Source organism: Haloarchaeobius baliensis, from assembly GCF_052060055.1.
Lineage (GTDB): Archaea > Halobacteriota > Halobacteria > Halobacteriales > Natrialbaceae > Haloarchaeobius > Haloarchaeobius baliensis.
In genome coordinates, this window is the sequence record NZ_JBPPFR010000001.1 from 1,075,777 (window position 1) to 1,100,980 (window position 25,204).

The following is a 25,204-nucleotide window of genomic DNA, read 5'->3' on the forward strand; positions in this document are numbered from 1 at the left end:
GGTGGAACCCTCTTTGTCAGACACTATCTGCGGTGAAACACTCGGTAAGTAGGAATGCTCATCTTTCAATTGGCTTGATAAAATAGGTGTTTCAGAGAGGTTATGATATTAGTGATAGTGATTCATACTAACCAATATGAAGCGACGCCACCTGCTTCAAATGGCCGGTACTGGGATCTGTTCGACGGCTAATGCAGGCTGCCTCGGTGGGCTCTCGACAAATTCGGTAAGCGGTAAGCCGATGGAAGTGGGTGTTGAGCAGTCATCTTCGGACCACGATGCATTGGAATACAGAGCCGAGATGATTGAACCCCGAATAACGGAGTCGCATACTGCAACTGTTAGAACGGCTGCCGAAAATACTGGAAATGAAGAAATTGAAATCCAGGCAGACCCGAGCAATCCCACCTACATATATTTAGAGGGACACTCGTTAGAGCTTATCTTGATTCCTGTGGGTGAATTTGATTATCAACGAGAGGGCGATCGTTGTTGGAGTCCTGAGAATACATTGGGGAGCGATCTCCTCGTCAAACAGACTGTTCTCCAACCGGGTGAACAGGCAGTCATCGAGTACGAACTGTGGACTCCAAAAGAATCACAGAATACTTGCATTCAACGCGGAAGATACGAGTTCGTTGATGCTTCTCGAATGCTCATCCTGACGATTACATAGCTGATTGAACGAACAGTACTTTTCCTCTATCTACCAGGAGGAGTACAACGGCGCTCCTGGGTTCGACCCCCTGGGGCCGCATGTTGAGAGATTCGATTCCTCAACTATGCACACGAACTGGAGATTGGCATGTGTACGTAGGCTCAATCACCGTTGCCTCAACCGCATTTCCACCCCAACCGGCCGACACAAACCGTGCGATATACGCCAAAATAAGGGTTTCAGTCACTCAAAAAACTAGGATTCTGGGGTAGTGTGTACGAAACGACCTTTGTCAGGGAGTCACACTAACCCGTTCTCGGGAGAGCTATTCTCCCCTTCTATCTGAAAAGATTTCTGTCCGTATAGAACAGCACCCATGAATCCGATTCCTAGATTCACACCCATGAAGAAGGTGACAAGAGAGCCTGAAGACGAAAGGAAGGCCACGGAAGCTGCCACAGTCTGTACAGAAAACATCACAGAAATAACGGTCTCTTTTTTCATTATTTCAATAATATCTACTGTAGGGAGTTAGTTATTATTCTATACTACTGAGACGTTATAGTTGGAACCATATTGGCAATGGGCGGAAGTGAGTAAATCGCATACTGGACTCCATGCCCCTCATTTTGCGCGGCTATAACACCCGCTGAGGTCGAAAGAATAATCCCGGCAAACGTGGCTGGAACCGCTCCACTAGCTCCCCAGGCTTGCAACAGGCCAGATACAACAATTGACCCGACTACAACATCTCCGGTGACATCGTCGTCAGTCCATGCCTTGACATTTGGTGGGACTGCAATTACATTTTTTGCGTAATCATTCTTTCCATCATGGTGGGGAGATACGTTCGAGTTCTCGGTCTCTTCTCTGGCTCTATCCGCAATTCTGCGTCCTCTCTCAGTTAAACAGATATGAGGCATACCGTTTCGTTCTAAGAACTCGATATTACCTTTTCTTTTTTCTTCGTTGAGGTGATTGGCTGCATTCTCAAAGTCGATCGCGGACTTGGGGATGATTCTCTCATTGTCCCTCAGCTCGGAAAGGAGCGACTCTTGCCTTTCAGTTAGAGTGAGGTCCGCCTGGCTCTGGTTACTATTATTTTCGATGCGACCATCTCTCAGTTCTAAACGGTCCTTAGATATCATTTTAACTGTGTTTTCTTCATTCGTATCAGCCTGACTTATTCCAGAAAGTGCTGCAATACCTGCGGTTACTGTAGCGGACTGTAAGAACTCTCGTCTGTTATGCCAATTTGGCATATCAGATTATTCCAGACACAGGACATAAATAATTACCGATATCTATGCGTTTTGGAAATGAAAATTTTTTGCCAGTATTGTGCCTATGTCTCTTATCAGCTGTGTCGGCTTGGCCACCTAGCATCTTTTTCATCGGTGTGACTTGTCTTGTCACCGAGCTACGGCAGTCTCAGCGCATCACCTGCTTGATCTTTACCTTCGCCTTTTCGCTGTCCCGATGCCCGCCGGTCGGCGACCACAGCGTCCGCAGCGGGAGCTGCTCCGGCCGCGTCATCCGCGTCTTGAGTACTCGGATCCTGTCTCCGTGCTCGCGGTAGACGACGAACCCGTACCAGCCACCAGCGTTCCGTAGCTTCTCGTGGTACTTGCGGTAGATCTGGAAGTAGCCGGTCGAGACCATCGCGCTCTTGATCTCGACTGGCGTGCCGTTCTGGAACCGGGCATCGCACCAGCTCGTGTGCTGGCCGTCGAGCACTAGCCCGCGCTCGTCCGCCAGATGCTTCTCCGCGAGCGAACCGTACCGGCTCGCGTTGCTCGACCGACTCACGCGAACGCACCTCGCGGGCGTGATTTATATATAGCGAGCCGCCGGGGCCGCGCGCGGTCATGGTCACGCTCGACGTGAAGTGAGAGCGCGCCTATGACCACGGCGGGGAGAGTCGAGTTGTTGGTTGCCGCGAGGGCTCTCGCCTTCATGCGATTGCCTCCTGCACGGTGGCAACCGTGTCGGCGTGCTCGCCCGAATCGTACTCCTTCCAGCGACGGCGGCACCATTCGCCCGAATACAGGCCGTTCAACCGCTTCTGCGCGATTTTCTCGAACGACAGCGCATCGTCGCCGTTCCTCGTCTTCTCGTCGACGACCGTCCAGATCGCCAACTCCCGATACGCGTCTTCTCGGGAGATGTGCGACTCAGATTCGCCCGATTCGGCCTCCTGGCCGTCGTCCCACGACCACGGTGCCGGGTCCTTGTCGTTGGGCTGCCACATCGAATCGGGCCAGCCCGTGATGGTCGGCGTGATCGGGTCGACTCCCTCCCGGTTCTTGACCGTCTCGTAGAACCGCGCGACCTTTTTCGACTCCTTCTCGCAGACCGTACACAGCTCCCTGACGGCCGGGTGGAGGTCCTTGCCGTCGTGGCCGATGATGACGATAGCGCCCGCGAACTTCCGAATCTTATAGACTAGCGTTGCGAGCTTCGTACTCGCCTCGTGGCCCTGCTTGCCCCGCCCGGCTGCCTGCGACGAGGCTTCGTCGAAGAGGAACAGCACGGGCCGGGTGTTCTCGGCGAGGATATCGTCCATCTCCGAGTGCATCACGTCTTTCAGCTGGGCCCAGTTGGAGACCCAGCGCACGCGGTCGCTCTCGTCGGCCAGCGTCCGGATGTTCGTGAGTACGAGCGCGTCCTGGTGGCCTTCCTCAACTCGTTCCTCGACCCAGTGGCGGGCAACGAGTGAGCCCGACCGGGTCTTGCCGGTGCCTGGCTCACCGTAGATGTAGAGCCGGAGGTGGCGCTGGACGGCTATCTCGCGGATGTGCTCGATGTCACGCCAGCCGGATACGTCGATTTCGTCGTTCTGACTGCCGACCTGTTGGCGGAGATCGACCGCGTCGCCTTGGTCGACAGCGCGGGCGAACGCTTCGGTCTGCTGGGTGCGTCGCCAGCGGCGGTACATCTCGGTGTCGGTGACGCTGTCGGGCCAGTCGCCGTCGATCCATCCTCGACGATACGCGCGCTCGAAGACGCCGTGGAACGCGGTGAGAGCTTGCCGCGTCGTCGTATCGCCGACTTCCCCGGCGTGGTTGAGTACGTAGCCGTTCTCGCGCTTGTGACGGCCGTCCTTCCAGTCCTTCGCCTCACTGCTCGCCCACTCGCCGGAGCCGCCCTCGTCGTGGCTCACGGTTCCTCACCACCGTCTGCGACGGGGTCGGTCATCTGGTCATGGTCATCGAGCTGGCCGAGGTCGCCCTTCGCCTCCCGAAGCCACTGGCCCTCCTGATCGGGCGCGGGCGCGTCGGGGAGATCTTCGACTTCGTTCTCCATCTCGTCGATGAGTGCCTGGATCTCCACGTCCGGCGCGACGTTGGCCTTCTCGTCCTCCGCTGCCGCGAGTAGCAGCGTCGCGTCGTGAACCTGCGTCGCGTAGCTGTGGACCGTCGACTTGAGCTGACTGTACGCGCGCTTCACCCGGTGGTGGTGCTCGTAGATCTCGTCTACTCGCGTTGCGGACTCCCACGCTTCGGCCGGTGGAAGGTCGGCTTGTTCGCACCCACGCACTTCGAGTTCGTCGATATCGTCGTAGTACTTGAAGGCGGTCACGACGGCGTCGAAGGTGCCGTCATCGGGCCGGAGTGGGCTGTAGCCGGTGACGGTCTTCTGGTCCCAGAGGTCGGGCGCGACGCCCTTGCCGTCGTACTTGGCAGTCTCGAAGTTGTCCCCGTCGACGGTGCCGGGGTCGGCGACGCCGACCTTGATCCACTCGTGGGGGTCGAGCCACTTCGCGAGCCGGTCCCCGACCGCGTAGGCGGGGATGGCGAGGATAGCGACAGGTGCGGCGAAGTTGACGAGTTCCGGCGGCGGCGAGGGCACGGTCTCGACGGCCCACGCGGCCCACACGCCGACGGCGAGCACGGTCAGGGTGATGGGAACCTTGTACTCGGCGAGCAGGTAGACGGCGTAGTCCCAACGGCTCGCGAAGGTGGGGCGGTAGCGGTCACTCAAGGTCACGCACCCCCTGCGGTGGATTCCGCTTGTGCTTCCAGGCCGCTAACGAGACCATGCAGACGGCGACACCGAAGCCGCCGAGCCAGCCGCCCGTCGACGAGGTCGCACCGAACGGGTTCGCCGACGGGAGATCGGTCGAGATGACGAACTGTTTCTCGGTGGTCCAGACTGTGATGGTAGAGGCACCGCGCCAGGTCTCGACGTCGAGCACGACGCGCTGGCGGCCACGGTCGAGCCAGACGCGATGCTGGTAGGCGTCCATGTCGACAGCGGCGAGGTCGTCCCCGCCGCGGTCGTTGGCGGCTTTCATCGCACCCATGCTGTCCTGCCAGTTCAGCATCGTCGCAGGCTGTTCGGCGTGCAAGATGAGCACGATTTGACCGGGCTTCTTCTCCATGTCGACGAGGGTGACACCCGCGCCGAGATCGGCCCGCACTGTTGACGCGTTCTGGCCGTCGGGCACTGCCGTCGTCGCGGTCGCGTTGTCCCCGTCTTGTGCAGAGGTTACCCCAGGGACGACGCCGACCGTGACGAGCGCGAGCGCGATGACCATGACCGCCGCGCCTCTCACGGCGTCATCACCTCGAAGTAGAGTTTGACGCCGATACCGACGAGGATAGCAGCGATGGCGAGCATGACGACACCGCCGCCGAGGGCGAGCCCACCCGCGCCGCCGAGCCGCGGCCAGCCGATGGTGCCGCCGGTGTCGGGATTCGAGGCGTCTTCGATGCGAACCTGTTCCTCCTGGCGCAGCTCGATGAGCCGGTCCAGCTTGTCGCCGAGCTCGCTGAAGTTCTCGGTTCGATACTGGTACTGGGTGGTGTTGACGGTGGAGATCTCCTGGCCGTCTCTCCCCTCCGCTCCGACGAGTGTGAACGGCTCGGAGAGGAAGAACGAGCGGTTGCTGTCGGAGACGTGGAAGGTGACGCTCCCGTTGATGGTGGCGGGGTCGTAGGTCTGGCCGGTCTGCCAGCTGTCGCCGGGCACGTCCGAGGCGACGAGCAGGCCGGTGAACTGCTCGGTGGTGTTGTTGGCGGTGAACTCGCTGGTGGCGATGGTCATCGAGCCGGTGGAGTTGAGATCGGGCGTCTCGGCTCCGGCCTTTGCGAGCGCGCTCACCGCGTAGATGCTGTAGTAGGTGTCGTTGACGCCGACGCCGGTCTGGTCGGCCGTACACTGCACGGAGCGGTAGTCGGAGATGTTGAAGTTTCCACGGACGTAGCTCCCGTACAGACCGTTCACCGTCTGATTCGCATTCGAGAGCATCTGCTGGTTCTGGTTCTCGATGCGGTCGATGACGTTCCACCAGCGGGTGCTGTTGTAGGCCGTGACGGTGTCGTTGTCGTAGGTCGAGCGGATGTGAATCCAGGCAACGTCTTCGGGGCCGTAGTCGTCGGAGTTCGGCCACGTCGCGCCCTCGACGAGCGGGCCGGAGAAATGACCGATGCCACCCCCGCCGATGTGGGTACCCGACGCGGAGCCGTGCATGGCTTCGACCTGGGCGATGCTGCCGTTCGGAAGGGTGTAGTTCAGGGTGTCGGTGAGGTTGTACGCGCCGAGACCGTGGTTGAGTCGGTCGTCGGTGGTCATGTAGTCGACGACGAACACGGACTGGTTCAGGCTCTCATTCTGGCGGGTCTGGGCGAGATACATGAACTCCTGCCAGTTTGCGTTGCGCTCGGCGATGACGTTCGTCAGCATCCGACTGTAGTAGCGTTCGATGGCGTCACGGGCGGCCACGCGGGTCTCTGCCTGGGTCGCGTTGGCTTCGAGTGCATCGAGGGAGGCACACTCGGCCTTGGTCCAGGCGACCGTGCGCGCGTCGTTGAGAGCGTTGCTATAGGCGGTGAGACTGGACTGCTGGTCCACGGCGAGGGTCTGGGCCTGGGCGTGGATGTCCTGCATCTCCTGCTCCTGGTTGCCCTGGCGGATCTCCTCGACGTTGCACTGGTCACCGCCGGTCACGGCGTCGTAGGCCGCGTAGGCCGGGCTGAGGAACTGGACGGCCTTCTCGACGATGTGCTCACCACAGCCAGGTGTCGGGTCCGGCGGCTCGGGCTGCACTGTAGCGTCTCGGGGCGAGGCGGTCGCGGCCGCTGCTGGCCCGGCGACGACGGTCGACACCAGGAGCATGACCATGACCACGCGAGCGACGCGCTTCACGCGAGGCTCACCCCGAACCAGACGAGCGAACCGACGAGCACGACCGCACAGAACGCGAGCCCGACCAGCCGGGCGGTCGGATCACTCACGACGCTCACCCCGGTCGGGTTCGCGGTCGATGACGCGCTGGCGGATGCCTGCCGTGGTGATGATGCGTTCGAGTTGTTTCGTCGTTTCAGGGTCGAAGCCACGGAGCACGATTCTGCCGGGTTCTGCGGATTGGTGGGTACTCATGAATGGGTAGGGGAAGCGGGGTTATTCGACGTAGCTGACGAGGATCGCGCCGCCGGACTGGACCATCGCGAGGACGAACGAGATCGCGTCGATGCCTGCGAACGCGCGGACAGCGGGAATCAGCACGTACGCCGGAACGATACCGAGGGTGACGGCGAGGATGACGAGTTCGTAGTTTTCGTAGCTACTGCCGTCGATCTCGTTGGTGGCGACGATCCAGACGGTGCCCGCGATGGAGAGCAGGGCGGCGGCGGTCAGCTCCACGCTGGAGGCCGACCAGAGTACGTCCGAGAAGGCGAAGTTCCCGAACACGTTTACTTGCATCCCGATGGTCCCGAGGGCGATTGCGCCCATGAACGGGACGAGGATCAGCGCTACAACGTCGACGAGGTCGATCTGGTTTCTCGACATACTGCACTCCAGCCGTGCAGGAATCAGTACTTAACCCTCGCAATCAAAAGACGGCCATACGATTATAGCTCCGTGTCCAGACCAGCAATCTCGAGCAATTCTTCAGTATCTTGATTGTCGATCCAAATCAGGAACCCTCTGTCAACAATGCTGATTCTTCTATTAGTTTCGTCGTAATCCAAAATAATCGGCATTATATCCTTCTTCACCTGAAGGGATGCGGTAGACTGGAGCGCTTGGGTCAGGTTTCCGGGATTCAAATCCTCTCCCCTAGGATGTTCACTTTGGATTTCTTTTCTCATATCCGAATATATTAGTCCGTGCTCAAGCTCTTCTGCTTCCGTCGTTAGAATCGGGTACAGAAGCCACTTATACATCTCCAATTCTGTATCTTGGAAGCCGTCAGAGAAATCTCGTAAAAACGCTCTGTAACGAGCACTCTGGTCACTAACGACCGAATTCACAACCTCTGTTGCGTCTTTGTCCTCAGCAAGTCTTGATAACGATTTTTGAGTTTCGGAGACACCTTCATCTACACAAACTTCTCTACAGCATTCTTGGACAACGTAAACGCTCTCGAAACAATTCTTGATTAATTCATCTTTAAAATTAAGATTGAATTTAACATTGAGGATGTTCTCGCCTTTTTCAATTACTCTTCTTAGCTGGTTGTGATTCCAGTCGTCAGCATTCACCGAAATAACGCGGCCGGTAAGATCACCGTTCAGAACAATTAGACGGTTCTCTTCCAACCATACTCCAACCACGATAAAGCAGAATGGAGATGCTTCATGAAATGCTTTCAATTCGATAGCAAAGTCTTTCTGGGTCTCGACGGGGAGATAATGAAAGTCCTCCAGTACAATATATTTATCAAAATTAATCTCCTCAAGTGCCTGTATTATGTCGTTTACGTCGGTCGGATCTAATTCTAAGTCCCTAGTCGTTTCTGTTTTTGAGCCCGAGACAGAAGTTTCGGAACTAGCAGATCCCCCAATACCCTGTAATTTAGCACTGATTGATGCTTTGATTTTTTGCGTTCCCGAAATTGTCTTCTCCTCAGAAAGGGTGACTTCGTAACCGGCTTTTTTCAAAATTGCCGTGTTGATTTCTTTCACATCCCACTTGTTACTGCATTGGATATTGATTTGATCCTTAGAATCAATACAGTGCTTTCTGAGACAAGTTTTACCCTGCTTGGAGCTCCCATAAATCACGACATGTTTCCCCCTATTCAGGTCATCCCGTAATTTGTCGTCAACCGGCTTCCGCTCGACATAATTCTGAGGTAGGTCTCTGGTTATACCATATACATCGTCTACAGTTGCTGGTTCGTTACTCATCAATTCCCATCACCATTGAAAACAGCCACACTCATTAAACCTAACATACATTTATAAACTGATAATAACCTCGATGGAACAACCTATTCAACCCGTTCACAATTACGACAATTGACACAACATGGTAACGTTGAACATGATGATGGTCGTTGCCTTTGGACCACTTTCACTGGCGGAAGAAATTACAAGACGGGTGTATCTTAGCCCCTAATCTGGTTATTCAGCAGTCTATGGGGTACTCGATTACAGTTTCACTTTCACCCCGCGCAAGGATTCGGACTTTTACATAAACTCCCCTCAGTCCCGGTCGGATGGGATTTCGAATCAATCTCGACGAAAAGTTGGATCGCTGGCGATGGACCTGCCCGAACGGACACCGGAACTGGGAGCCGACGAACAACCATTTCTGGTGTCAGGCGTGCGCTCGGGCGGATCTCGAAGCCGTCTTTCAGGAACTCCACGACACTAGAACGGGTGAGACCCACGAGCGCGACGAGTTAGAGCTGGTCACTGAGTGGGGACCGTACCACGACGTGTACGGTGAGGAGGGTGCGCCGTGACAGACTCAGTCGCCCGACTCCGAATCGAGTTCGCCCTCCCGGAGATCTTCGTCCAGGTACCGCTCGCCGAGGTCGGTGAGCGAGTAGTATCCGTCATCGGCTCGGTCGAGGAGGCCGTGTTCAGCGAGTTCCCTGCATCGCTCTCCGGCGTACTTGGAGTGGATGTCGATGTTCCGGCCGATGACGACGGGTGGAACCTCACCGGCGTCGCGGATATATTCGAGAATAGCGTCGTCGGCTGGCTTCATCCACTCCGCACGCTGTCGCATACTCTCCCCGTGACGGATGCGGACCATAGTTGTATCGAAGGGGAGAGGTTTGAGTTCCAGATGGGTGTTCAGAGACTCCTATCTAGGAAAGAACTAAGAGACTTCCATATGGAAAGGTGTGATAACGGAAGCCGCTCGCGGACCCGTCGCTACCCGGTGGGTCCATGCTCGAAAACTGGCGGACCCGGTGTTGGAGCACCGGTCCGCGCGGGCTTCCGTATCCACGCTACGGAAACCATGTACAAAATCGACGACACGGGGCATAAATCCCCGCACGGTAGCGACGAGTCGCGTCTGGATCTCACTCTCTCCGGCCGGTCATGGTCATCTGCGGAGGGTTCGGCCTGATGGGTCTAGACCCAATCGAGCCCGACGTTGCGATGCAGATGTACCTGAGCACGCGCGAGGGCGAGCTGCGGGACAAGACGCTCACCTCGCAGCGGTACCGGCTGCTTGCGTTCACTCGCTGGTGCCGCGTCGAGGAGATCGAGAACCTAAACGAACTCGACGGGCGAACCCTCCATTCGTTCCGGGCATGTCGACGGCAGGGATTCGACGACTACGACGTGAAGTTTCTGGACGGCTACGACCCGCTCGAACCCCAGACCCTCCATAACCACCTCTCGACCCTCCGGGTGTTCCTGCGGTTCTGCGCGCAGATCGACGCGGTGCCGGAGGAGCTGCCGTCGAAGGTGCTGCTCCCCCGCGTCACGGAGAAACAGCAGGTGAGCGAGACGACGCTGGACCCGGACCGCGCCGAGGAGATTCTGGGATATCTCGACCGGCACCACTACGCCACGCGCAAGCACGTCACCACATTGCTGCTGTGGCACCTCGGGTGTCGGTCCGGTGGGCTTCGCGCCATCGACCTGGACGATCTCGACCTGGAAGGGTCGCATCCGAAGGTCGACGGCCCGGCGGTCCACATCGTCCACCGACCGGAGCAGGGGACGCCGCTGAAGAACGGCACCAAGGGGACTCGATGGAACGCGATTAGTCACTACGTCGCCCAGACCATCGAGGACTACGTTCGCGGTCCGCGGAAGGACGTGCGCGATGACCATGACCGCGAGCCGCTGCTGACGACCTCGCACGGCCGCCCCCAGACCGGGACGATTCGGAACACGGTGTACGCGGTCTCTCGGCCGTGCTGGTACAACGAGGAGTGTCCACACGACAGGGACCCGGACACCTGCGAGGCGGTGGACTACAACTTCGCGTCGAAGTGCCCGTCGTCGCGGTCGCCTCACGACTTCCGTAGTGGGTCGCTCACCCGGCATCTGCTCGAAGGGACACCGAAGGACGTGACGCAGGACCGGATGAATGTCTCGGAGACTGTTCTGGACCGGCACTACGACCGGCGAACTGCTCGCGAGAAGATGGAGCAGCGACGGAGGTACCTACCGGAATGATGCGCGCAAAATCGGCCTACGAGATGGGTAGAGAGTGCTGCGATAAGCCGTACTCGCAGTCCTGCCCCAACCCATTTTCCTGCCGACATCGACGAGGAGCGCAGCGACGAGTCCGTCGGCAGGAGATGTGGTCGGCGGATTTGAACCAGGGAGCGGAACGCAGTGGAGCGACCGAGGTTCAAATCTGCCCCAACCCACTGAGTTTCTTACCGCTGCTTCAGGAGAAGTGGACACACAGTCGCGATGACGCTTCCGTGCGGTTACGCCCCGGAGAACAGCAGTAGATACGTCATCAGTCCCGCGAGACCGAGCCCCCAGGCGACACAGATGGGGCCGAAGACGATCCACACGCCACGCTGCATCGCGTCGCTTTCGCCGAGGTCCGTACCCCCGAGGACCAGGTCGAGCGTTCCGTAATCCAACCGGTCGTTCCGGCCACCGAGTGCGAAGGACGTCCGTCTCGCGCCGGCCCAGACCAGAAAGGCGCTGAACAGATAGGTGACGAGGGCTCGCAGGAGCAGGCCGGTGTCTATCATCACGGGGAGTCTGCGGTGTCTCTCACAATCGCGAACGTCCGGGCCCGCGGTTGATCTGCTGGAACGACTCCAGGATGGCATCGAAGTCCGCAACCGTCCGTCGGAGGTCGTTCTCCAGCGCCTCGACCTCGTCGCGGAGCGCGCGCAGGTCGGACGTGTCGTCGAGGACGCCGGGGCCGTGTTCGAGTTCGAGGAGCCGGCGTTTGGTGGCGAGCTGGAGGTAGCGTCGGAGGTCGTCGCCGTGTTCGCGTGCGGTCAGCTGCTGTTCGATGACCGCGACGAGGTCGTCGGCCTGGATGGGCTTGCAGACGTAGTCGTCGAACGACAGCTCGAGGATGTCGAAGTCGGGGTCGACGGCGGTCACGACCACGACCGCGGGGTCCTCGTCGCGGCGTTCGAGCCGCTCCATGACCTCGTCGCCGGAGCAGCCGGGCATCCGTCGGTCCAGCAGGACGACGTCGACGCCGTCGAGCTCGGAGAGGACGGCCTCGCCGTCGTAGACGGTCCGGACGTCGTACTCGTTCCGGAGCCAGAGTGTGTACATGTCGGCCAACTTCTCCTCGTCGTCGACGACGAGGACCGTCGGTTGCTCGGTGTCGTGCCCGGGCATCACTGCCCAGAACAAAGATTGCAACCGAGTTATACGTTACTGCAGTCGAGAAATCGTGCTGTCGCCGTCTCCCCCCAATCGTGCTGTCGCCGTCTCCCCCCCTCGGTGTGGTCGATGGCGCGGCTGTCGTTCGTGTGCTATCGGCCTGTCGTCCGTGTGCTATCGGCCTATCGGCCTGTGCTATCGGCGCGTGGTCACGCCAGCGAGGCGCTCTTGTCGGTGTCGACGTCGTCGACCGACTCGGTGGTCGTCTCGATGTCGTCGACCTCGGCCACGGCCTCGTCGTCCGAGTCGGACGTCGTCGACACTGTGGACTCCTTCGCGGCCTTCAGTTCGCGCTCTACTTCGTCGCGACCCTTCTGGAACTCCCCCATGGCCTCACCGCTGGATCGTGCGAGCTTCGGCAGTTTGTCCGCGCCGAAGAGCAGGATGACCAGCAGGAAGATGAGTAGTATCTCCGGGCCGCCGATTCCCCCTATGAACAGCGGTATCATCATGGCTCTAACCGAACAGTAGTACGTCGTATGAGTAGATAAACATATCGTAGATGATAGTTGGGTCGCCGGGATGCACAGCTTTACGTCCGGAACGGCGCAACCGAGCGACGACGCGATGGAGACGGAACACGCCTGCACCGTCGGCGACGCCCGGGACATGACGACGCTCGCGACCGACTCGGTCGACCTGGTCGTCACGTCGCCACCGTACCCGATGATAGAGATGTGGGACGAGACGTTCGCGTCGCTGAACCCGGCCATCGGGGACGCGCTGGACAGCGGGGACGGCGAACGGGCGTTCTCGCTGATGCACGACGAGCTGGCGGCGGTGTGGGCGGAGCTCTCGCGTGTCGTCCGTCCCGGTGGCATCGTCTGCTGCAACGTCGGCGACGCGACGCGCACGCTCGACGGCAGCTTCTCGCAGTACCCGAACCACGCCAGGGTCACGGCGGACATGCGCGAGCTCGGGTTCCGGCCGCTACCGGACGTGCTCTGGCGCAAGCCAACGAACAAGGCGAACAAGTTCATGGGGTCGGGGATGCTCCCGACGAACGCCTACGTCACCCTCGAACACGAGTACGTGCTGGTGTTCCGCAACGGCGCGGACACCCGACCGTTCGAACCCGGTCTGGACCGTCGCTACGAGAGCGCGTACTTCTGGGAGGAGCGCAACGACTGGTTCTCCGACGTCTGGACGGACCTCACCGGTGCGACGCAGGAACGGCACGTCGACGACGCGGTGCGTGACCGCTCGGCGGCGTTCCCGTTCGCACTTCCCTACCGGCTCGTGAACATGTACTCGGTCTACGGCGACACGGTGCTCGACCCGTTCTGGGGCACCGGCACGACAACGCTGGCGGCGATGCTCGCTGGCCGGGACTCCCACGGCTACGAGCTCGACGCCGGGTTCGCGGCCGCCTTCGACGACCGGCTCGAGGACCTGCCGGCGCGCTCCAGGGCGCTGGTCGACGACCGCCTCGACCGGCATCGCACGTTCGTCGAGCGCTGTCGGGACGACGGTGACGCGCTCGGCTACGAGGCCGAGCACTACGAGTTCCCGGTGCGGACGAAACAGGAGCGCCGCATCCGGTTCTACGAGGTGACGGACGTCGACGGGACCGACGACGGCTACCGGGTCTCGTACGAGCCGCGGTAGCGGCGGAGCGGCGTGCCGGCTCAGACGAGCGTCGTGAGCACCAGCAGCGAGAGCGGGATGCCGGTCACGACGGCCGCGGCCAGCCTGTCGACGTCGGCCTCGACGCTGAGGCCGGCCGAGAGGATGTGCAGCTGCCAGACTGCGGTGAGCACCGCCGCGACCGCGAGATACGGTTCGATCGGTGCGATGGCGGTCCGGACCGCCTCGGGTGCGGATTCGAGGTTCGTTATCGTCGCGTCCCCGAGCGCGAGCTGGAGGGCGACGAGGCCGGCCACGAGCCGACCGAACTCCGGGACCGCCGCCCAGCCCGCGACCGAGAACGAGCCGGCGAGGCTGGTGTCGCCGCCGACGAGCAGCCCGCCGAGGTACACCGTGATGCCGCCGGCGAGCCAGAGCAGGAACGGGGCGAAGATCACCGTCCCCAGGAATCCGTTGGCTGCCTCCCGGACGAGCGAGCCGGCGTCGCGCTCGATCTCGGCGGGCTCGTCACAGCCCTCGACACCGGGTGTGTCGTTGCCGAAGACCTCGCAGGTGGGTCCCGGCGGTCGGTCCGGGTTGTCGACCATCACGGTCCCGTCGACGGCCCCGGCCAGGATACCGCCGAGGATGGTGACCCCGACGGCGAGTGCGATGGCGAGTCCGACGACGGCGAGCGCCGCCACGGGCAGTGTCGAGGCGGTCCCGTGCTCCTCGAAGAAGGCTCGCGGGTCCAACAGGAACTGACGGAGGGCGGTGAGTACGGAGTGGCGGGCTGACATCGGTCGGGCGTAGTGGTGGGGACCCTGAAAGCCTTCTCCTTGCCCGGACAGGTCAGATAATGTACCACTGTCGGAGCAGCACGCCGATGGCGGGGAACGCCCGGAACCCCATCCCGAAGGCGATGCCCGCCGGAACGATGCCGAGGATGGCCGCCCGCTGGCGGCCGAGGTCGTGGCGCACCGTCAGCCCGACGACGTAGAGCCCGATCGCCCAGAGCCCGACCAGCGACCGGACGTACGGGTTCGGGACGCCGGCGACGACGCAGGGGGCGGTCGCGTAACAGAGTATCTGGACGGTCTCGCTCACGCCACCGCGGCCGGGTGCGAACGGGACCAGCAACACGGTCTGGAGCGCCGCGAGCAGGTGGACCGCAGCCGGTGCCACGAGCAACACGACGACGCCGAGCCAGAGCGCGGCCGAGAGCGGCTCGCTCCCCGCGACGACCGGGTAGGCGTCGTCGACGAGCGCGAAGCGGACGCTCTCCTCGACGAGGACGACCACCATGGCGAACACGAGTCCGGGGGCCTGGTCCGACGGCGCGATGCCGTTCGTGAAGAAGCGCCGCGGCCGGAGCAGCACCTCGACCCACGCGCGGGCCAGGCCGCCCGGGCCGCGGGCGCGGCCGCCCTCCGGGTTCTCGGTCCACTGGGTCATGTGTCAGTCGCTCCTGAGGGTGTGACAGCTCCGACAGCGCGCCTCGTAGGACTCCTCCGCACCGACGACGATGGTCGGGTCGTCGCGGTGGGCGGGCTCGCCGTCGACGAACCGCTGGGTCCGCGTCGCCGGCTCGCCACAGACTGCACAGATGGCCTGCAGCTTCTCGACGTACTCCGCGGTGGCGAACAGCCGTGGCATCGGCTCGAACGGCTCGCCGCGGTACGTCTGGTCCAGGCCGGAGACGATGACGCGGCGACCCTCGGCGGCGAGATGGTCGCAGACCTCGACGAGCGTCTCGTCGAAGAAGTTGCCCTCGTCGACCGCGACGACCTGCTCGCCGTTCAGCTGCTCGACGATGTCCCAGACGCCCTCGCCCTGGGACTCGACGGCGACGGCGTCCCAGCTGCGGCCCTCGTGCGAGCCGACGGTGTCCCTGCCGTACCGGTCGTCGAGCGCGGGCGTGAACACCGCCACGTCCTGTCCCGCGATCTCGGCGCGTCGGAGGCGTCGGAGCATCTCCTCGGTCTTCCCCGAGAACATGCTGCCCGTGATGACCTCCACCCACCCGCTGTTCGTGATGGCGTGCATCTGCACGGAACCGCGTGAGCCGTCGATAAAGACGTTACTCTCTCGGGTCGATGATGGGTCGTTCGTTCTCGACAGCGCACGGGCATTCGGAGCGTTCTCCGAACCCCACCACCTCACTCCGCACCGACGTTCTCCTGACTCTCGAACGATGCGGGGTCGGGTTCGATGTTGGCGTACTGCACGGCACGCTTCCCGAGGGTGGCGACGCGCTCCGCGAGCTTCTCGTCGACGAAGTTCCCGTCGTCGAACGCCTGGTACGCCTGCGGGATGGCGGCCTGGTGCGGGATGACCCACGCGTTGAGCGCGCGACAGACGGAGCGGAGGTGTTCGAGCGCGGTCACCGGGAAGTGCCCCCCGGAGACCGCCAGCAGGCCGACGGTCTTGTCCTCGAACTCGTCGAAGCCGCAGTAGTCGAGCGCGTTCTTCAGTGGGGTGGCGTAGGAGCCGTGGTACATGGGCGTGCCGAGCAGGACGGCGTCGGCCTCCTGCACCGTCCGCGTCAGCCGGGGTGCGTCGCCCGCTGCGTCCTCGTCGGCGTCGTACACCGGCAGGTCGTACTCGCGCAGGTCGACCAGCTCGGTGTTCGCGCCGGCGTCCGTGGCGGCCGAGAGCGCGTGGCGGAGTGCCTTCCGGGTGTAGCTGCCGTCTCTCAGACTGCCGCAGAGTGCGATGACCGTGGGGTCGTCGTCGGTGGACATGGATTGGGTCACGACGTCCGGGCTGAAATAGCTGCAGGGCGTGTGACGTGCCGACGACCGCCGCACTCAGAGCTGTATCTCGGTCGCCTGCTCGCGGTAGGACTCGAACTCCTCGCGCAGCCAGGCGACCGCGTTCGGGCTCGTGTTCCGTACCACGACCTGGACGCCGTTCTCGGTGTAGATCCCGAAGCTCGCCTCGGTCGTCCCGTCCTCGTGGTCGACGAGCATCAGCCCGAGCGGCGGGAGCTCGTCGATCTGGTAGATGGTGACGCCGTCGGCGTCCTCCATGATGTAGTCGGCGTACGTCGTCGCCAGCTCGGTCAGCGCGTCGGCGCTGAACACCAGTTCGGTCTCCAGCCCTGCGGTCTGTATCCGCTCGTTGAACGTCTCGACGTACGCGCCGTGGACGGCGGGCGAGACGCCACGCACCCGTGCCGCCGTCGACACCAGGTCGACGGTCTCCTGCATGGCCTTGTCGGGGGCGTGGATGTCGGACTGGGTCACCTCGCCGCCGACGAACATCTCGGGGGGGACGAGGCCCGATTCGGGCAGCGTCGAGAGCCACTCGTCGACCTCGCAGATGGCGTCGACCGCGTGCTCGAACTGGTAGAACTGGTCGACGACGTGCCGTCCCGACACCGTCAGTTCGAAGCCCTCGTCGCCCCGGTGGACGAGGCCGGCGAGCTCCAGTTCCCGGATCGCCCGTCCCACCGTCGACCGGGCGACGTCGCAGTCGGCCGCCAGTTCGGGCTTCTCCTTCGGTTCGTCGTACAAAGACGCCAGAAACAATCGGCGCTTCGAGAGTAGCTTCAGCACTTCGCCTACGTCATCGGCACCCATACCACGAACGTGACGGTCGATTGCTATACCGATTACGGCATCCCGACGCTCACTCCCGCCGTCCCCAGACCAGCTTCTCGCGGTCGAGCCTGACGGTAGTGTCCCCGTCCACGCGCAGCTGGCAGGACAGCCGCGGGTAGCCGAAGCGGTCGGCGAGCCGGTCGTGCCAGTGGTCGGGCGGCTGGTCGTCCACGAGGCGGACACCACAGGTGGCACAGAGGCCGCGCCCGCCACAGTTGAGTCGGCGGGTCGCCGGGGAGTGCGGGGAGATGCCGTGGCGCAGCAGCACGTCCCGCAGGCGTGCGCCGACCGGCGCGACCAGCAGGTGCTCGTCGTCGCCATCCGTGACGGTGACGTACGCGATCTCCTGGCTGTCGCCGGGCACGGTCGGCATTCGGCCCACACGGACAAAAGCACGGGGAGAGACCGGCCGCAGGTGGTGGGTAAAACCGGTTTTTGAGCTTGGGATAGTTGAAAGGCCCCCTGGGTTCAACGTGAAGACGTGCCCCGCGGCGCTCCGGCCCTCCCGGCCGAAGCCGACCCACGTCAGTCGTTGCCCCAGTGGGTTGCCCACCGACCCGACCCCACCGCCCTGCGTCCGGGGCACTGCCCGACCCCGCGCCCTGCCGGTCCCCGCAGCGCACCCGCTTCCCGGTGCACTGCCCTCCCGCCATCCATCTGCCACGCCGGAGTCGCCAGCCCACGAACTCCGGCGGGCTCCGTTCTACCGTCGCTAGCAGCGCGAGGGACGGCGTCGTCGATTCCGCGAGCAATCAGCCTCGGAACGTCTCGTCCGGCTACTCCATCACGACCAGCACGTCGCCCATGTCGACGCTCTGGCCCTCCTCGACGGCTATCTGGGTGACGGTACCGCCGCGGGAGGCGACCACGTCGTTCTCCATCTTCATGGCCTCCAGCACGACGAGCACGTCGCCGGCGGCGACCTCGTCGCCCTCGTCGACATCCACGGAGAGGATTGTCCCCTGCATCTCCGCGTTGACCGTCTCGCCGTCGCCCTCGACCTCGACGCCGCCGCCGGACGCGCCGCCGCTCGCACCGGAGCCGCCGTCGTCACTGCCGCCGCTGCTGCCACGCGGGCCGCTCGTGCCGCCGACGGGCATGGCGCCGCGCTCCTCGAGGTTGACGTCGAAGCGCTTGCCGTTGACCTCGACGGTGAACTCGCGCTCGACGACGTCCTCGTCGTCGCCCGCGCCGCCCGCGTCGGAGCCCCACTGCGCCTGGGCCTCCGCGATGCGGTCGTGGTCGAGGTGCTCGTCGAGGTACTTCGTCGTGTGCGTGCCGTGGACGAACGTCTCGTCCGAGAGCATCAGCCGGTGGAACGGGACGATGGTCGTGACGCCCTCGATGTCGTACTCGCGGAGCGCGCGCAGCGAGCGCTCGATGCACTCGTCGCGGTCGCTTCCCCACACGACGAGCTTCGCGATCATCGAGTCGTAGTCGGTGACGATCGTGTCGCCCTGCCGGAGCGCGTCGTCCATCCGGACGCCGATGCCACCCGGCGGGTCGTACGTCGCGAGCTTGCCGCCCGGCGCGGGTGCGAACTCGTTGGCGGCGTTCTCGGCGTTGATGCGGAACTCCATCGCGTGGCCCGAGAGGTCGACGTCGTCCTGGGAGAAGTCGAGCTCCTCGTCGGACGCGACCTTGAGCTGCCACTTCACGATGTCGATGCCGGTGAGCTCCTCGGTGACGGTGTGTTCGACCTGGATGCGCGTGTTGACCTCGAGGAAGTAGAAGTTCGCGTCCGGGCCCAGCACCTCGCCGGCTTCGGCGTCGCGCTCCTCCTCCTCGACGAGGAACTCGAATGTGCCGGCGTTGTAGTAGCCGGCCTCGTCGGCACCGCGGCGGGCGGCCGAACCGATCTTCTCGCGCAGTTCGTCCGAGAGCGCGGGGCTCGGGCCCTCCTCGATGACCTTCTGGTGGCGGCGCTGCAGCGAGCAGTCGCGCTCGCCGAGGTGGCGGACGTTGCCGTGGTGGTCCGCGAGGATCTGCACCTCGATGTGGCGCGGGTTCTCGAGGTAGCGCTCGAGGTAGACGTTGTCGTTGTCGAAGTACGCCTCGCCCTCGCGCTTCGCGCTCTCCAGCTGGTCGGCTGCCTCGTCGGCGCTCTCGACGATCTTCATGCCACGACCGCCACCGCCACCCTCCGCCTTGATGGCGATGGGGTAGCCGTGCTCCTCGCCGAACTCCTCTACCTCCGCGGGGTCCTCGACGGGGTCGGTGGTCCCGGGGACGATGGGGACGTCGGCCTCCTTCATCGTCTTCCGGGCCTTCGTCTTCTCGCCGAGCTGCTCCATCGAGTCGGCGGCCGGGCCGACCCACGTGATGCCGTCCTCGGCCTCGACCTTCTCGGCGAACTCGGCGTTCTCCGCGAGGAAGCCGTAGCCGGGGTGGATGGCGTCGGCGTCGGCCTTCTTCGCGGCCTCGATGACGGCCTCGTGGTCGAGGTAGGAGTCCGCCGCGCGGGCGGGACCCACGTTGTACGCCTCGTCGGCGTAGCGCACGTGGCCGGAGTTCTTGTCGGCCTCGCTGTAGACGGCCACGGTCGACACGTTCAGCTCCTCGCAGGCACGCATGACACGCACCGCGATCTCCCCTCGGTTCGCGACGAGAACCTTCCTGAACATTCTTGCCGAAATCGTCTCGGACGACGCACGTTATTGTATCGGTTCTTGCCACTCGGGTCAACCGGTGGGCCAGCCCGGGTTCACGACCGGCCGTTCCGCCGGTCGACGAGCCGCTGGAACACCGCCGACTCGGCCTTCCGAAGCAGGTTCGACGCCGTCGACGGCGCGCAGTCGAGCGCTGTAGCGACGGTTTCGAGGTCGCCCTCGCGGGGTACCGTGTAGTAGCCGCAGTCGACCGCCACATGGACGGCCTCGCGCTGGCGGTCGGTCAGCGCGCCGACGAGCGACGGTCGGCGGGTGTCGTACTCGCCGATGCCGCGCACGTCGACCTCGAAGCTCTCGGGCAGCTCGTCGAGCATCGTCCGCAGGTCGTCGCCGTCACCGATTATCGTCATGCCCATCGCGGCCTCCCGGTCGTAGATGATGGGCGGGACGACGACGAGCGAGAGCGCAGCGAAGGCCGCCCGCCAGTCCCGGTCCTCGTCCCGGATCTCCTGGCAGGCGTAGACGTAGAACGACTCGTCGTCGACGTCGGTGATGTCGTACCAGTGGATGGAGTCGACGCCGTCGATGACCGGCTCGTAGCGCTCGCGGTCGGCGACGACGTAGAACAGCTCGTACTCCACGTCCTGCTCGTAAACGACGTGCCAGGTCTGGAGCTCCTCGTACTGGACCACGTCCTCGTGGCGGATGAACTCCTGCATCGGGTGCAGCCACTCGTCGGGTTGGCGGATGCGCACGTCGAGGTACTTCACGACCTGCCACCCCACTCGGTGAGGACGCTACGTTTCATCTGTTCGTTCGTGGTTCACGGCCGTCCCCCTTCGTCGTTACTGCCGTGGGGGAGGTCCGGGCCGGCGAAACCGGTTTGTCTGCTCGTGCGCATGGTTCGCACATCATGCCCTCTCGCCGGTCCCTGCTTGCGGCACTCGGTGGAACGATTTCGGTTTCGCTCGCCGGCTGTCAGGCGATGTCCGAGAACGGCGACGAGCCAGCGACGACACGCCAGCCGACGGACCGGGATACGGGGACTGCGAATCCGACCACATATCGGACCGATACATCAACACCCGCCGAGGCAACGAGCGAACCCACCGACAGCAGTCGGACTCGGACGTACCCGGAAGAGGTTCCGTATCCGATGATCGGATACGAGGGTCGGCTGTTGTCCGGTACCGAAGAACCCTCGAACAACGTTACAATTGTCGCCAGTCAATCTGACGCGGACGGGCTCGAATTTCAGGACGACGAGTGGGTGTGGCGTGGTGAGGACCTGACGACGGCGGATCTGGAACAGTTTGTTGAGGAGACGCGCTTCGGTCGGGAGTACGTTCTAATTGTTCATCGACAGGTATCGGGGTCTGACGCTCGACTCCTCGTCCAGAATCTCGACAGGATGACCGAGAGCCACGTCCGTATCAACATCACGGTTACCGAGGGAACGCTGGCGAATAGACCACGGAAGACTATCCTCGTCCGCATCCCCGTCGGCACCGCTCCCGCACCGGAGTCGGCGACCGTGAACTTCTCAACGCCACACGGCGACGACGTGGTCGAATCCTGACCTCGAATCCCGCGAACACACTTAAACGAACTAGGCACGACGACGGAACCGCCATTCGCCGTCGCCGGCAATCTCCAGCTATGAGTGGCCAGTCGACCCACCACGAGCCCCGCCCGGCCGAGACCGCCGACGACGGCGACGGCGGCTTCCCGCCCGGTCCCGACGGCCGCCCCGTCATCGGGAACACCCTCCAGTTCACGAGCGACCCGCACGCCTTCTACGACGAGCTCGCCAGCTACGGCGACGTGGTCGGCTACAGCGTCGCCCGCCAGCGCATGACCACCGTCCTCCATCCCGACCTCGTCCAGCAGGTGCTCGTCACCGACTCCGAGAAGTTCGGCAAGTGGGACATCTCGGACTTCGGCACCGAGTTCGCACCCGACGGCCTGCTGTTCACGGAGGGCGCGCAGTGGCGCGAGCAGCGCACCCTCGCCCAGCCGGCGTTCCAGCTCGACCGGGTGCGGAGCTACGGCGACGCGATGGCGACGTACGCCCGCGAGCTGGTCGACGACCTCGACGACGGCGAGACCATCGCCGCCAACGAGCGGTTCTCCGAACTCACCATGCGCATCCTCGCCGATTCGCTGTTCGACCTCGACGTCGACGGGAGCGAGGCCGGCGCGGCCATCACCCGCGCGGCCGAGGCACTGAACGAACGTGCCGACCCGGACGGACTCGGGACGTTCGTGCCCCAGTGGGTTCCGACGCCGTCGAACAGGCGGTTCACGGGCGCGATGGCGGAGTTCGAGGAGACGGTCGACCGACTCGTCGCCGAGCGCCGCGCCACCGACGACGGCGCACGGGACGGCGACGCGCACGACGACCTGCTCGCGATGCTCATGCGGGCCGGGGAGGACGGCGACGGGATGTCCGACAGGGAGCTCCGGGACACGATGCTCACGTTCCTGTTCGCCGGCCACGAGACGACCTCGCTGGCGCTGACCTACACCACGTACCTGCTCGCGGAGCACCCCGACGTGGCCGACCGTCTGCGGGAGGAGATCGACGACGCCGTCGACGGCGACACGCCGGACACCATCGACGTGTTCGGCCTGGAGTACCTCGACCGCGTCTGCACGGAGTCGATGCGCCTCTACCCGCCCGCGTACGTCGTCTTCCGCGAGGCCCGCGAGGACGTCGAACTCGGCGGCTACGAGATTCCGGCGGGCACCAAGCTGACCCTGCCGCAGTTCCACATCCACCACGACGAGCGCTGGTACGACGCCCCCGGCGAGTTCCGCCCCGACCGCTGGACCGACGAGTTCGAGGCCTCGCTGCCGGAGTACGCCTACTTCCCGTTCGGCGGCGGCCCGCGCCACTGCATCGGGATGCGCTTCGCCATGCTCGAACTCAAGCTCGTGCTCGCGACGCTCCTCCGGCACTGCCGGTTCGAGTACCGCGGCGACGGGCCGCCGGAGCCGACGATGGGCGCGACCTACCAGCCCACCGAGGACGTCCGGCTGCGGGTGACGAAGCGGTAGGGCGGGGACCTTCGGCTCCCCCGGGTCTCATCCGAACGTCGCGTCCACGAGCCCCTGCTCTGCCTTCCTGAGCACCGTCGAGGCGGCGCTCTCGGAACACCCGAGCGACTCGGCGACCTCCGAAAGCGACCCTTCCCGTGGCACCTCGTAGTAGCCGAGCTCCCGCGCGACCGAGAGCGCCTCGAACTGGCGCGCGGTCAGCCGACCGGCGAGCGACCCGCCGATGCCACGGGGCTCGCCGACGCGTTCGATGTCCACGGAGACGGACTCCGGGAAGCCGTCCACGACGCCGCGGAGCGCCGCCGGGTCGCCCAGCACGGTCAGCTGCACCGAGCCGTGCGGGCCGAAGACGACCGGCGGGACGACGACGATGTCCTGTGCTTCGAGCGCGGTGCGCCATGCCATCGTCTCCGACCCGATGGCCAGCTCGACGTAGGCGTAGAACGTGTCCGCGTCGAGTGGGACGAGTTCGAAGTCGATGACGGCGTCGAGTTCGTCGAGGGCGTCGCGGGTGGCGTCGACCTCGCCGACGACGAGCGCGAGGAAGAAGTCGACGCCACGGTCCTCGTCGGTGTGCCAGGCGAGCAGCTCCTCGCGGACGAAGTCCTCGCCGAGGGTGAACCCCTCCGGCGCGGGCAGGCGGACCTCGTCCGGCAGCTGCAGGGTCACGTCGAGCGACTGCATGCCCCAAACCCCGCCGGCCGTATTTAAAAAGCTTCAGTGGTTCGGCCGAACGGACAGGCGGGAGCGTGCCGTAGCGTGTCGTATGAGCGAGACAGAGGGTGCGACGACGGACGGGGCGAGGACGACACCGCCCGGCCCCGACGGGCTGCCGCTGCTCGGGGAGACGCTGTCGTTCATGCGGGGTGGCCTCGACTGGGGAACCGAGCTCCGGGAGGAGTACGGCGACGTGGTGGCGTTCGACGCGTTCGGGAGGGAGTTCGTCGCGGTGTACGACCCCGACATCGTCGAGGAGGTGCTCGTCGCGCGGAACGACGAGTTCCGGAAGGGCGAGTTCGAGAGCGCAGCGGGCGACGCCATCGCGCCCGGCGGGCTCATCTTCGAGGAGGGCGATGCCTGGCGGCGCGACCGCCGGCTGCTCCAGCCCGCGTTCACCCCGGACCGCATCCGGTCGTTCGCCGACGTGATGGTCGAGACGACCGCCGAGTCGGTCGCCGACTGGGGGGACGGCGCGACCGTCGATCTCGCCGACGTCTGCCCGCGGCTCACGCTCGACGTACTGACGCGGACCCTGCTCGACATCGAGCTCGACGGGGAGGGCGGCGACGTGGTCCGCGCCGCCGCCGGCGCGATCACCGACCGGGCGAACGCCGGGACGATGGCGCTGCCGGACTGGCTCCCGACGCCGAACAAGCGGCGCTTCGAGCGCGCGTCGGCCGACCTCGACGACCTGCTCGCCGACCTCGTCGCCGAGCGTCGCGGCGACGGCCCGGACGGCCACGACGACCTGCTCTCGACGCTGCTCGACGCCGAGTACCCCGACGGCTCGCGGATGGACGAGGAGCGGGTCCGGGACCAGCTCGTCACCTTCCTGTTCGCCGGCCACGAGACCACCTCGCTCGCGCTCACCTTCGCGCTCTGGCTGGTCGCCGGCGATGACGACGTCCGGCAGGGACTCGACGCGGAGTACGAGACGGTCCTCGGGGATGCGGACCCGACGTTCGCGGACCTCCCCGCCCTCGAACTGACCGATGCGGTCGTCAGCGAGGCGCTCCGGCTGTACCCGCCGGTGTACCTGCTCTACCGCCAGCCAGTGCGGGACACGACGCTCGGCGGCTACGCCGTCCCCGAGGACACGACGCTGCTGCTCGGGACGTACGCAGTCCACCACGACGCGCGCTGGTGGGACGAGCCGGAGGCGTTCCGTCCCGGGCGCTGGCTTGACGACGACGGCGACCGCCCCGAGTACGCCTACTTCCCGTTCGGCGGCGGACCACGACACTGCATCGGGATGCGCTTCGCCCGGATGGAGCTGCGGCTCGCGCTGGCGACCATCCTGCAGCGCTGCCGGTTCGACCGCGTGAGCGACGACCTCGACCTCGACCCGGGCGCGACGCTGGACGTGGGCAGTGTCGAGCTGCACGTCGAGAAACGGTGAGACGGGGGTCGCGACCG

General features: G+C 63.8%; 30 protein-coding genes. 8 read left to right on the forward strand and 22 right to left on the reverse strand.

What is annotated here, in order from left to right:
- The first annotated feature begins 136 nt into the window (after nt 1-136).
- Nucleotides 137-676 carry a hypothetical protein gene (locus tag ACSG06_RS05540; protein WP_440989269.1) on the forward strand — a complete coding sequence of 180 codons (540 nt, stop codon included), beginning with the start codon at nt 137-139 and terminating at the stop codon, nt 674-676.
- Nucleotides 677-1,061: 385 nt separating this feature from the next.
- Nucleotides 1,062-1,193 carry a hypothetical protein gene (locus ACSG06_RS05545; RefSeq protein WP_440989270.1) on the forward strand — a complete coding sequence of 44 codons (132 nt, stop codon included), beginning with the start codon at nt 1,062-1,064 and terminating at the stop codon, nt 1,191-1,193.
- A 13-nt stretch (nt 1,194-1,206) separates the two neighbouring features.
- On the opposite strand, the gene ACSG06_RS05550 is transcribed toward ACSG06_RS05545, so the two are convergent.
- From ACSG06_RS05550 to ACSG06_RS05590, 9 genes are all read right to left on the reverse strand, one after another.
- Nucleotides 1,207-1,920: a hypothetical protein gene (locus ACSG06_RS05550; RefSeq protein ID WP_440989271.1), complete on the reverse strand. Its 714-nt coding sequence runs from the start codon at nt 1,918-1,920 to the stop codon at nt 1,207-1,209.
- 169 nt (nt 1,921-2,089) lie between these two features.
- Nucleotides 2,090-2,467: a PD-(D/E)XK family putative nuclease gene (locus ACSG06_RS05555; protein ID WP_440989272.1), complete on the reverse strand. Its 378-nt coding sequence runs from the start codon at nt 2,465-2,467 to the stop codon at nt 2,090-2,092.
- A gap of 145 nt (nt 2,468-2,612) precedes the next feature.
- Nucleotides 2,613-3,821 (reverse strand): ATP-binding protein, encoded by a 1,209-nt coding sequence (locus ACSG06_RS05560; protein ID WP_440989273.1) that lies wholly within the window; start codon nt 3,819-3,821, stop codon nt 2,613-2,615.
- Nucleotides 3,818-4,648 carry a hypothetical protein gene (locus tag ACSG06_RS05565; RefSeq protein WP_440989274.1) on the reverse strand — a complete coding sequence of 277 codons (831 nt, stop codon included), beginning with the start codon at nt 4,646-4,648 and terminating at the stop codon, nt 3,818-3,820. The genes ACSG06_RS05560 and ACSG06_RS05565 overlap by 4 nt, the downstream gene beginning before the upstream one ends.
- On the reverse strand, nt 4,635-5,216 hold the full coding sequence (locus ACSG06_RS05570; protein WP_440989275.1) for a DUF8063 family protein: 582 nt from the start codon (nt 5,214-5,216) through the stop codon (nt 4,635-4,637). The genes ACSG06_RS05565 and ACSG06_RS05570 overlap by 14 nt, the downstream gene beginning before the upstream one ends.
- Nucleotides 5,213-6,808, reverse strand: coding sequence for an Env/VP5 family phage fusion protein (locus ACSG06_RS05575; RefSeq protein ID WP_440989276.1), 1,596 nt, complete (start codon nt 6,806-6,808; stop codon nt 5,213-5,215). The genes ACSG06_RS05570 and ACSG06_RS05575 overlap by 4 nt, the downstream gene beginning before the upstream one ends.
- Before the next feature lie 81 nt (nt 6,809-6,889).
- The gene (locus ACSG06_RS05580) at nt 6,890-7,042 is read right to left on the reverse strand and encodes a hypothetical protein (RefSeq protein ID WP_440989277.1); all 153 of its coding nucleotides are present in this window, start codon (nt 7,040-7,042) and stop codon (nt 6,890-6,892) included.
- 21 nt (nt 7,043-7,063) lie between these two features.
- Nucleotides 7,064-7,453 carry a DUF8023 family protein gene (locus tag ACSG06_RS05585; protein ID WP_440989278.1) on the reverse strand — a complete coding sequence of 130 codons (390 nt, stop codon included), beginning with the start codon at nt 7,451-7,453 and terminating at the stop codon, nt 7,064-7,066.
- 62 nt (nt 7,454-7,515) lie between these two features.
- Nucleotides 7,516-8,796 (reverse strand): hypothetical protein, encoded by a 1,281-nt coding sequence (locus tag ACSG06_RS05590; RefSeq protein WP_440989279.1) that lies wholly within the window; start codon nt 8,794-8,796, stop codon nt 7,516-7,518.
- Nucleotides 8,797-9,107: 311 nt separating this feature from the next.
- Between ACSG06_RS05590 and ACSG06_RS05595 the strand changes: the two genes are divergently transcribed.
- Nucleotides 9,108-9,356, forward strand: a complete 249-nt coding sequence (locus ACSG06_RS05595) for a hypothetical protein (protein WP_440989280.1) — start codon at nt 9,108-9,110, stop codon at nt 9,354-9,356.
- A 5-nt stretch (nt 9,357-9,361) separates the two neighbouring features.
- Here ACSG06_RS05595 and ACSG06_RS05600 read toward each other — a convergent pair whose 3' ends face one another.
- Nucleotides 9,362-9,625, reverse strand: a complete 264-nt coding sequence (locus ACSG06_RS05600; protein ID WP_440989281.1) for a winged helix-turn-helix domain-containing protein — start codon at nt 9,623-9,625, stop codon at nt 9,362-9,364.
- Nucleotides 9,626-9,972: 347 nt separating this feature from the next.
- Between ACSG06_RS05600 and ACSG06_RS05605 the strand changes: the two genes are divergently transcribed.
- Nucleotides 9,973-11,037 (forward strand): tyrosine-type recombinase/integrase, encoded by a 1,065-nt coding sequence (locus ACSG06_RS05605; RefSeq protein ID WP_440989282.1) that lies wholly within the window; start codon nt 9,973-9,975, stop codon nt 11,035-11,037.
- Nucleotides 11,038-11,297: 260 nt separating this feature from the next.
- Here the strand turns inward: ACSG06_RS05605 and ACSG06_RS05610 are convergent, their stop codons facing one another.
- From ACSG06_RS05610 to ACSG06_RS05620, 3 genes are all read right to left on the reverse strand, one after another.
- Nucleotides 11,298-11,573 (reverse strand): hypothetical protein, encoded by a 276-nt coding sequence (locus ACSG06_RS05610; protein ID WP_440989283.1) that lies wholly within the window; start codon nt 11,571-11,573, stop codon nt 11,298-11,300.
- A gap of 22 nt (nt 11,574-11,595) precedes the next feature.
- A complete protein-coding gene (locus ACSG06_RS05615; protein WP_440989284.1) occupies nt 11,596-12,183 on the reverse strand; it encodes a response regulator in 588 nt (195 codons plus the stop codon).
- 194 nt (nt 12,184-12,377) lie between these two features.
- Complete coding sequence (locus ACSG06_RS05620; protein WP_440989285.1) at nt 12,378-12,680, reverse strand: Sec-independent protein translocase subunit TatA/TatB; 303 nt, start codon at nt 12,678-12,680, stop codon at nt 12,378-12,380.
- 115 nt (nt 12,681-12,795) lie between these two features.
- Between ACSG06_RS05620 and ACSG06_RS05625 the strand changes: the two genes are divergently transcribed.
- Entirely contained in the window at nt 12,796-13,836 is a 1,041-nt protein-coding gene (locus ACSG06_RS05625) for a DNA-methyltransferase (protein WP_440989286.1), read from the forward strand.
- Nucleotides 13,837-13,856: 20 nt separating this feature from the next.
- On the opposite strand, the gene ACSG06_RS05630 is transcribed toward ACSG06_RS05625, so the two are convergent.
- From ACSG06_RS05630 to ACSG06_RS05665, 8 genes are all read right to left on the reverse strand, one after another.
- Nucleotides 13,857-14,594 (reverse strand): YIP1 family protein, encoded by a 738-nt coding sequence (locus tag ACSG06_RS05630; protein ID WP_440989287.1) that lies wholly within the window; start codon nt 14,592-14,594, stop codon nt 13,857-13,859.
- 52 nt (nt 14,595-14,646) lie between these two features.
- The gene (locus tag ACSG06_RS05635) at nt 14,647-15,249 is read right to left on the reverse strand and encodes a YIP1 family protein (RefSeq protein WP_440989288.1); all 603 of its coding nucleotides are present in this window, start codon (nt 15,247-15,249) and stop codon (nt 14,647-14,649) included.
- A gap of 3 nt (nt 15,250-15,252) precedes the next feature.
- Nucleotides 15,253-15,840, reverse strand: a complete 588-nt coding sequence (locus ACSG06_RS05640) for a thymidine kinase (RefSeq protein ID WP_440989289.1) — start codon at nt 15,838-15,840, stop codon at nt 15,253-15,255.
- A gap of 113 nt (nt 15,841-15,953) precedes the next feature.
- Nucleotides 15,954-16,538 (reverse strand): NADPH-dependent FMN reductase, encoded by a 585-nt coding sequence (locus tag ACSG06_RS05645; protein WP_440989290.1) that lies wholly within the window; start codon nt 16,536-16,538, stop codon nt 15,954-15,956.
- Between the two features lie 66 nt (nt 16,539-16,604).
- Entirely contained in the window at nt 16,605-17,378 is a 774-nt protein-coding gene (locus ACSG06_RS05650; protein ID WP_440989291.1) for a helix-turn-helix transcriptional regulator, read from the reverse strand.
- A 49-nt stretch (nt 17,379-17,427) separates the two neighbouring features.
- Nucleotides 17,428-17,772: a 2Fe-2S iron-sulfur cluster-binding protein gene (locus tag ACSG06_RS05655; protein WP_440989292.1), complete on the reverse strand. Its 345-nt coding sequence runs from the start codon at nt 17,770-17,772 to the stop codon at nt 17,428-17,430.
- A gap of 403 nt (nt 17,773-18,175) precedes the next feature.
- Nucleotides 18,176-20,023, reverse strand: a complete 1,848-nt coding sequence (locus ACSG06_RS05660) for an acetyl/propionyl/methylcrotonyl-CoA carboxylase subunit alpha (protein ID WP_440989293.1) — start codon at nt 20,021-20,023, stop codon at nt 18,176-18,178.
- Between the two features lie 80 nt (nt 20,024-20,103).
- The gene (locus ACSG06_RS05665) at nt 20,104-20,778 is read right to left on the reverse strand and encodes a helix-turn-helix domain-containing protein (RefSeq protein ID WP_440989294.1); all 675 of its coding nucleotides are present in this window, start codon (nt 20,776-20,778) and stop codon (nt 20,104-20,106) included.
- Nucleotides 20,779-20,993: 215 nt separating this feature from the next.
- On the opposite strand from ACSG06_RS05665, the gene ACSG06_RS05670 reads away from it, so the two are divergent.
- Together ACSG06_RS05670 and ACSG06_RS05675 are read left to right on the forward strand one after the other, a co-directional pair.
- Complete coding sequence (locus ACSG06_RS05670; RefSeq protein ID WP_440989295.1) at nt 20,994-21,587, forward strand: hypothetical protein; 594 nt, start codon at nt 20,994-20,996, stop codon at nt 21,585-21,587.
- An 80-nt stretch (nt 21,588-21,667) separates the two neighbouring features.
- Complete coding sequence (locus tag ACSG06_RS05675) at nt 21,668-23,068, forward strand: cytochrome P450 (RefSeq protein WP_440989296.1); 1,401 nt, start codon at nt 21,668-21,670, stop codon at nt 23,066-23,068.
- A 27-nt stretch (nt 23,069-23,095) separates the two neighbouring features.
- Here ACSG06_RS05675 and ACSG06_RS05680 read toward each other — a convergent pair whose 3' ends face one another.
- Complete coding sequence (locus ACSG06_RS05680) at nt 23,096-23,752, reverse strand: helix-turn-helix domain-containing protein (protein ID WP_440989297.1); 657 nt, start codon at nt 23,750-23,752, stop codon at nt 23,096-23,098.
- 82 nt (nt 23,753-23,834) lie between these two features.
- Between ACSG06_RS05680 and ACSG06_RS05685 the strand changes: the two genes are divergently transcribed.
- Nucleotides 23,835-25,187: a cytochrome P450 gene (locus ACSG06_RS05685; protein ID WP_440989298.1), complete on the forward strand. Its 1,353-nt coding sequence runs from the start codon at nt 23,835-23,837 to the stop codon at nt 25,185-25,187.
- Nucleotides 25,188-25,204 lie beyond the last annotated feature (17 nt).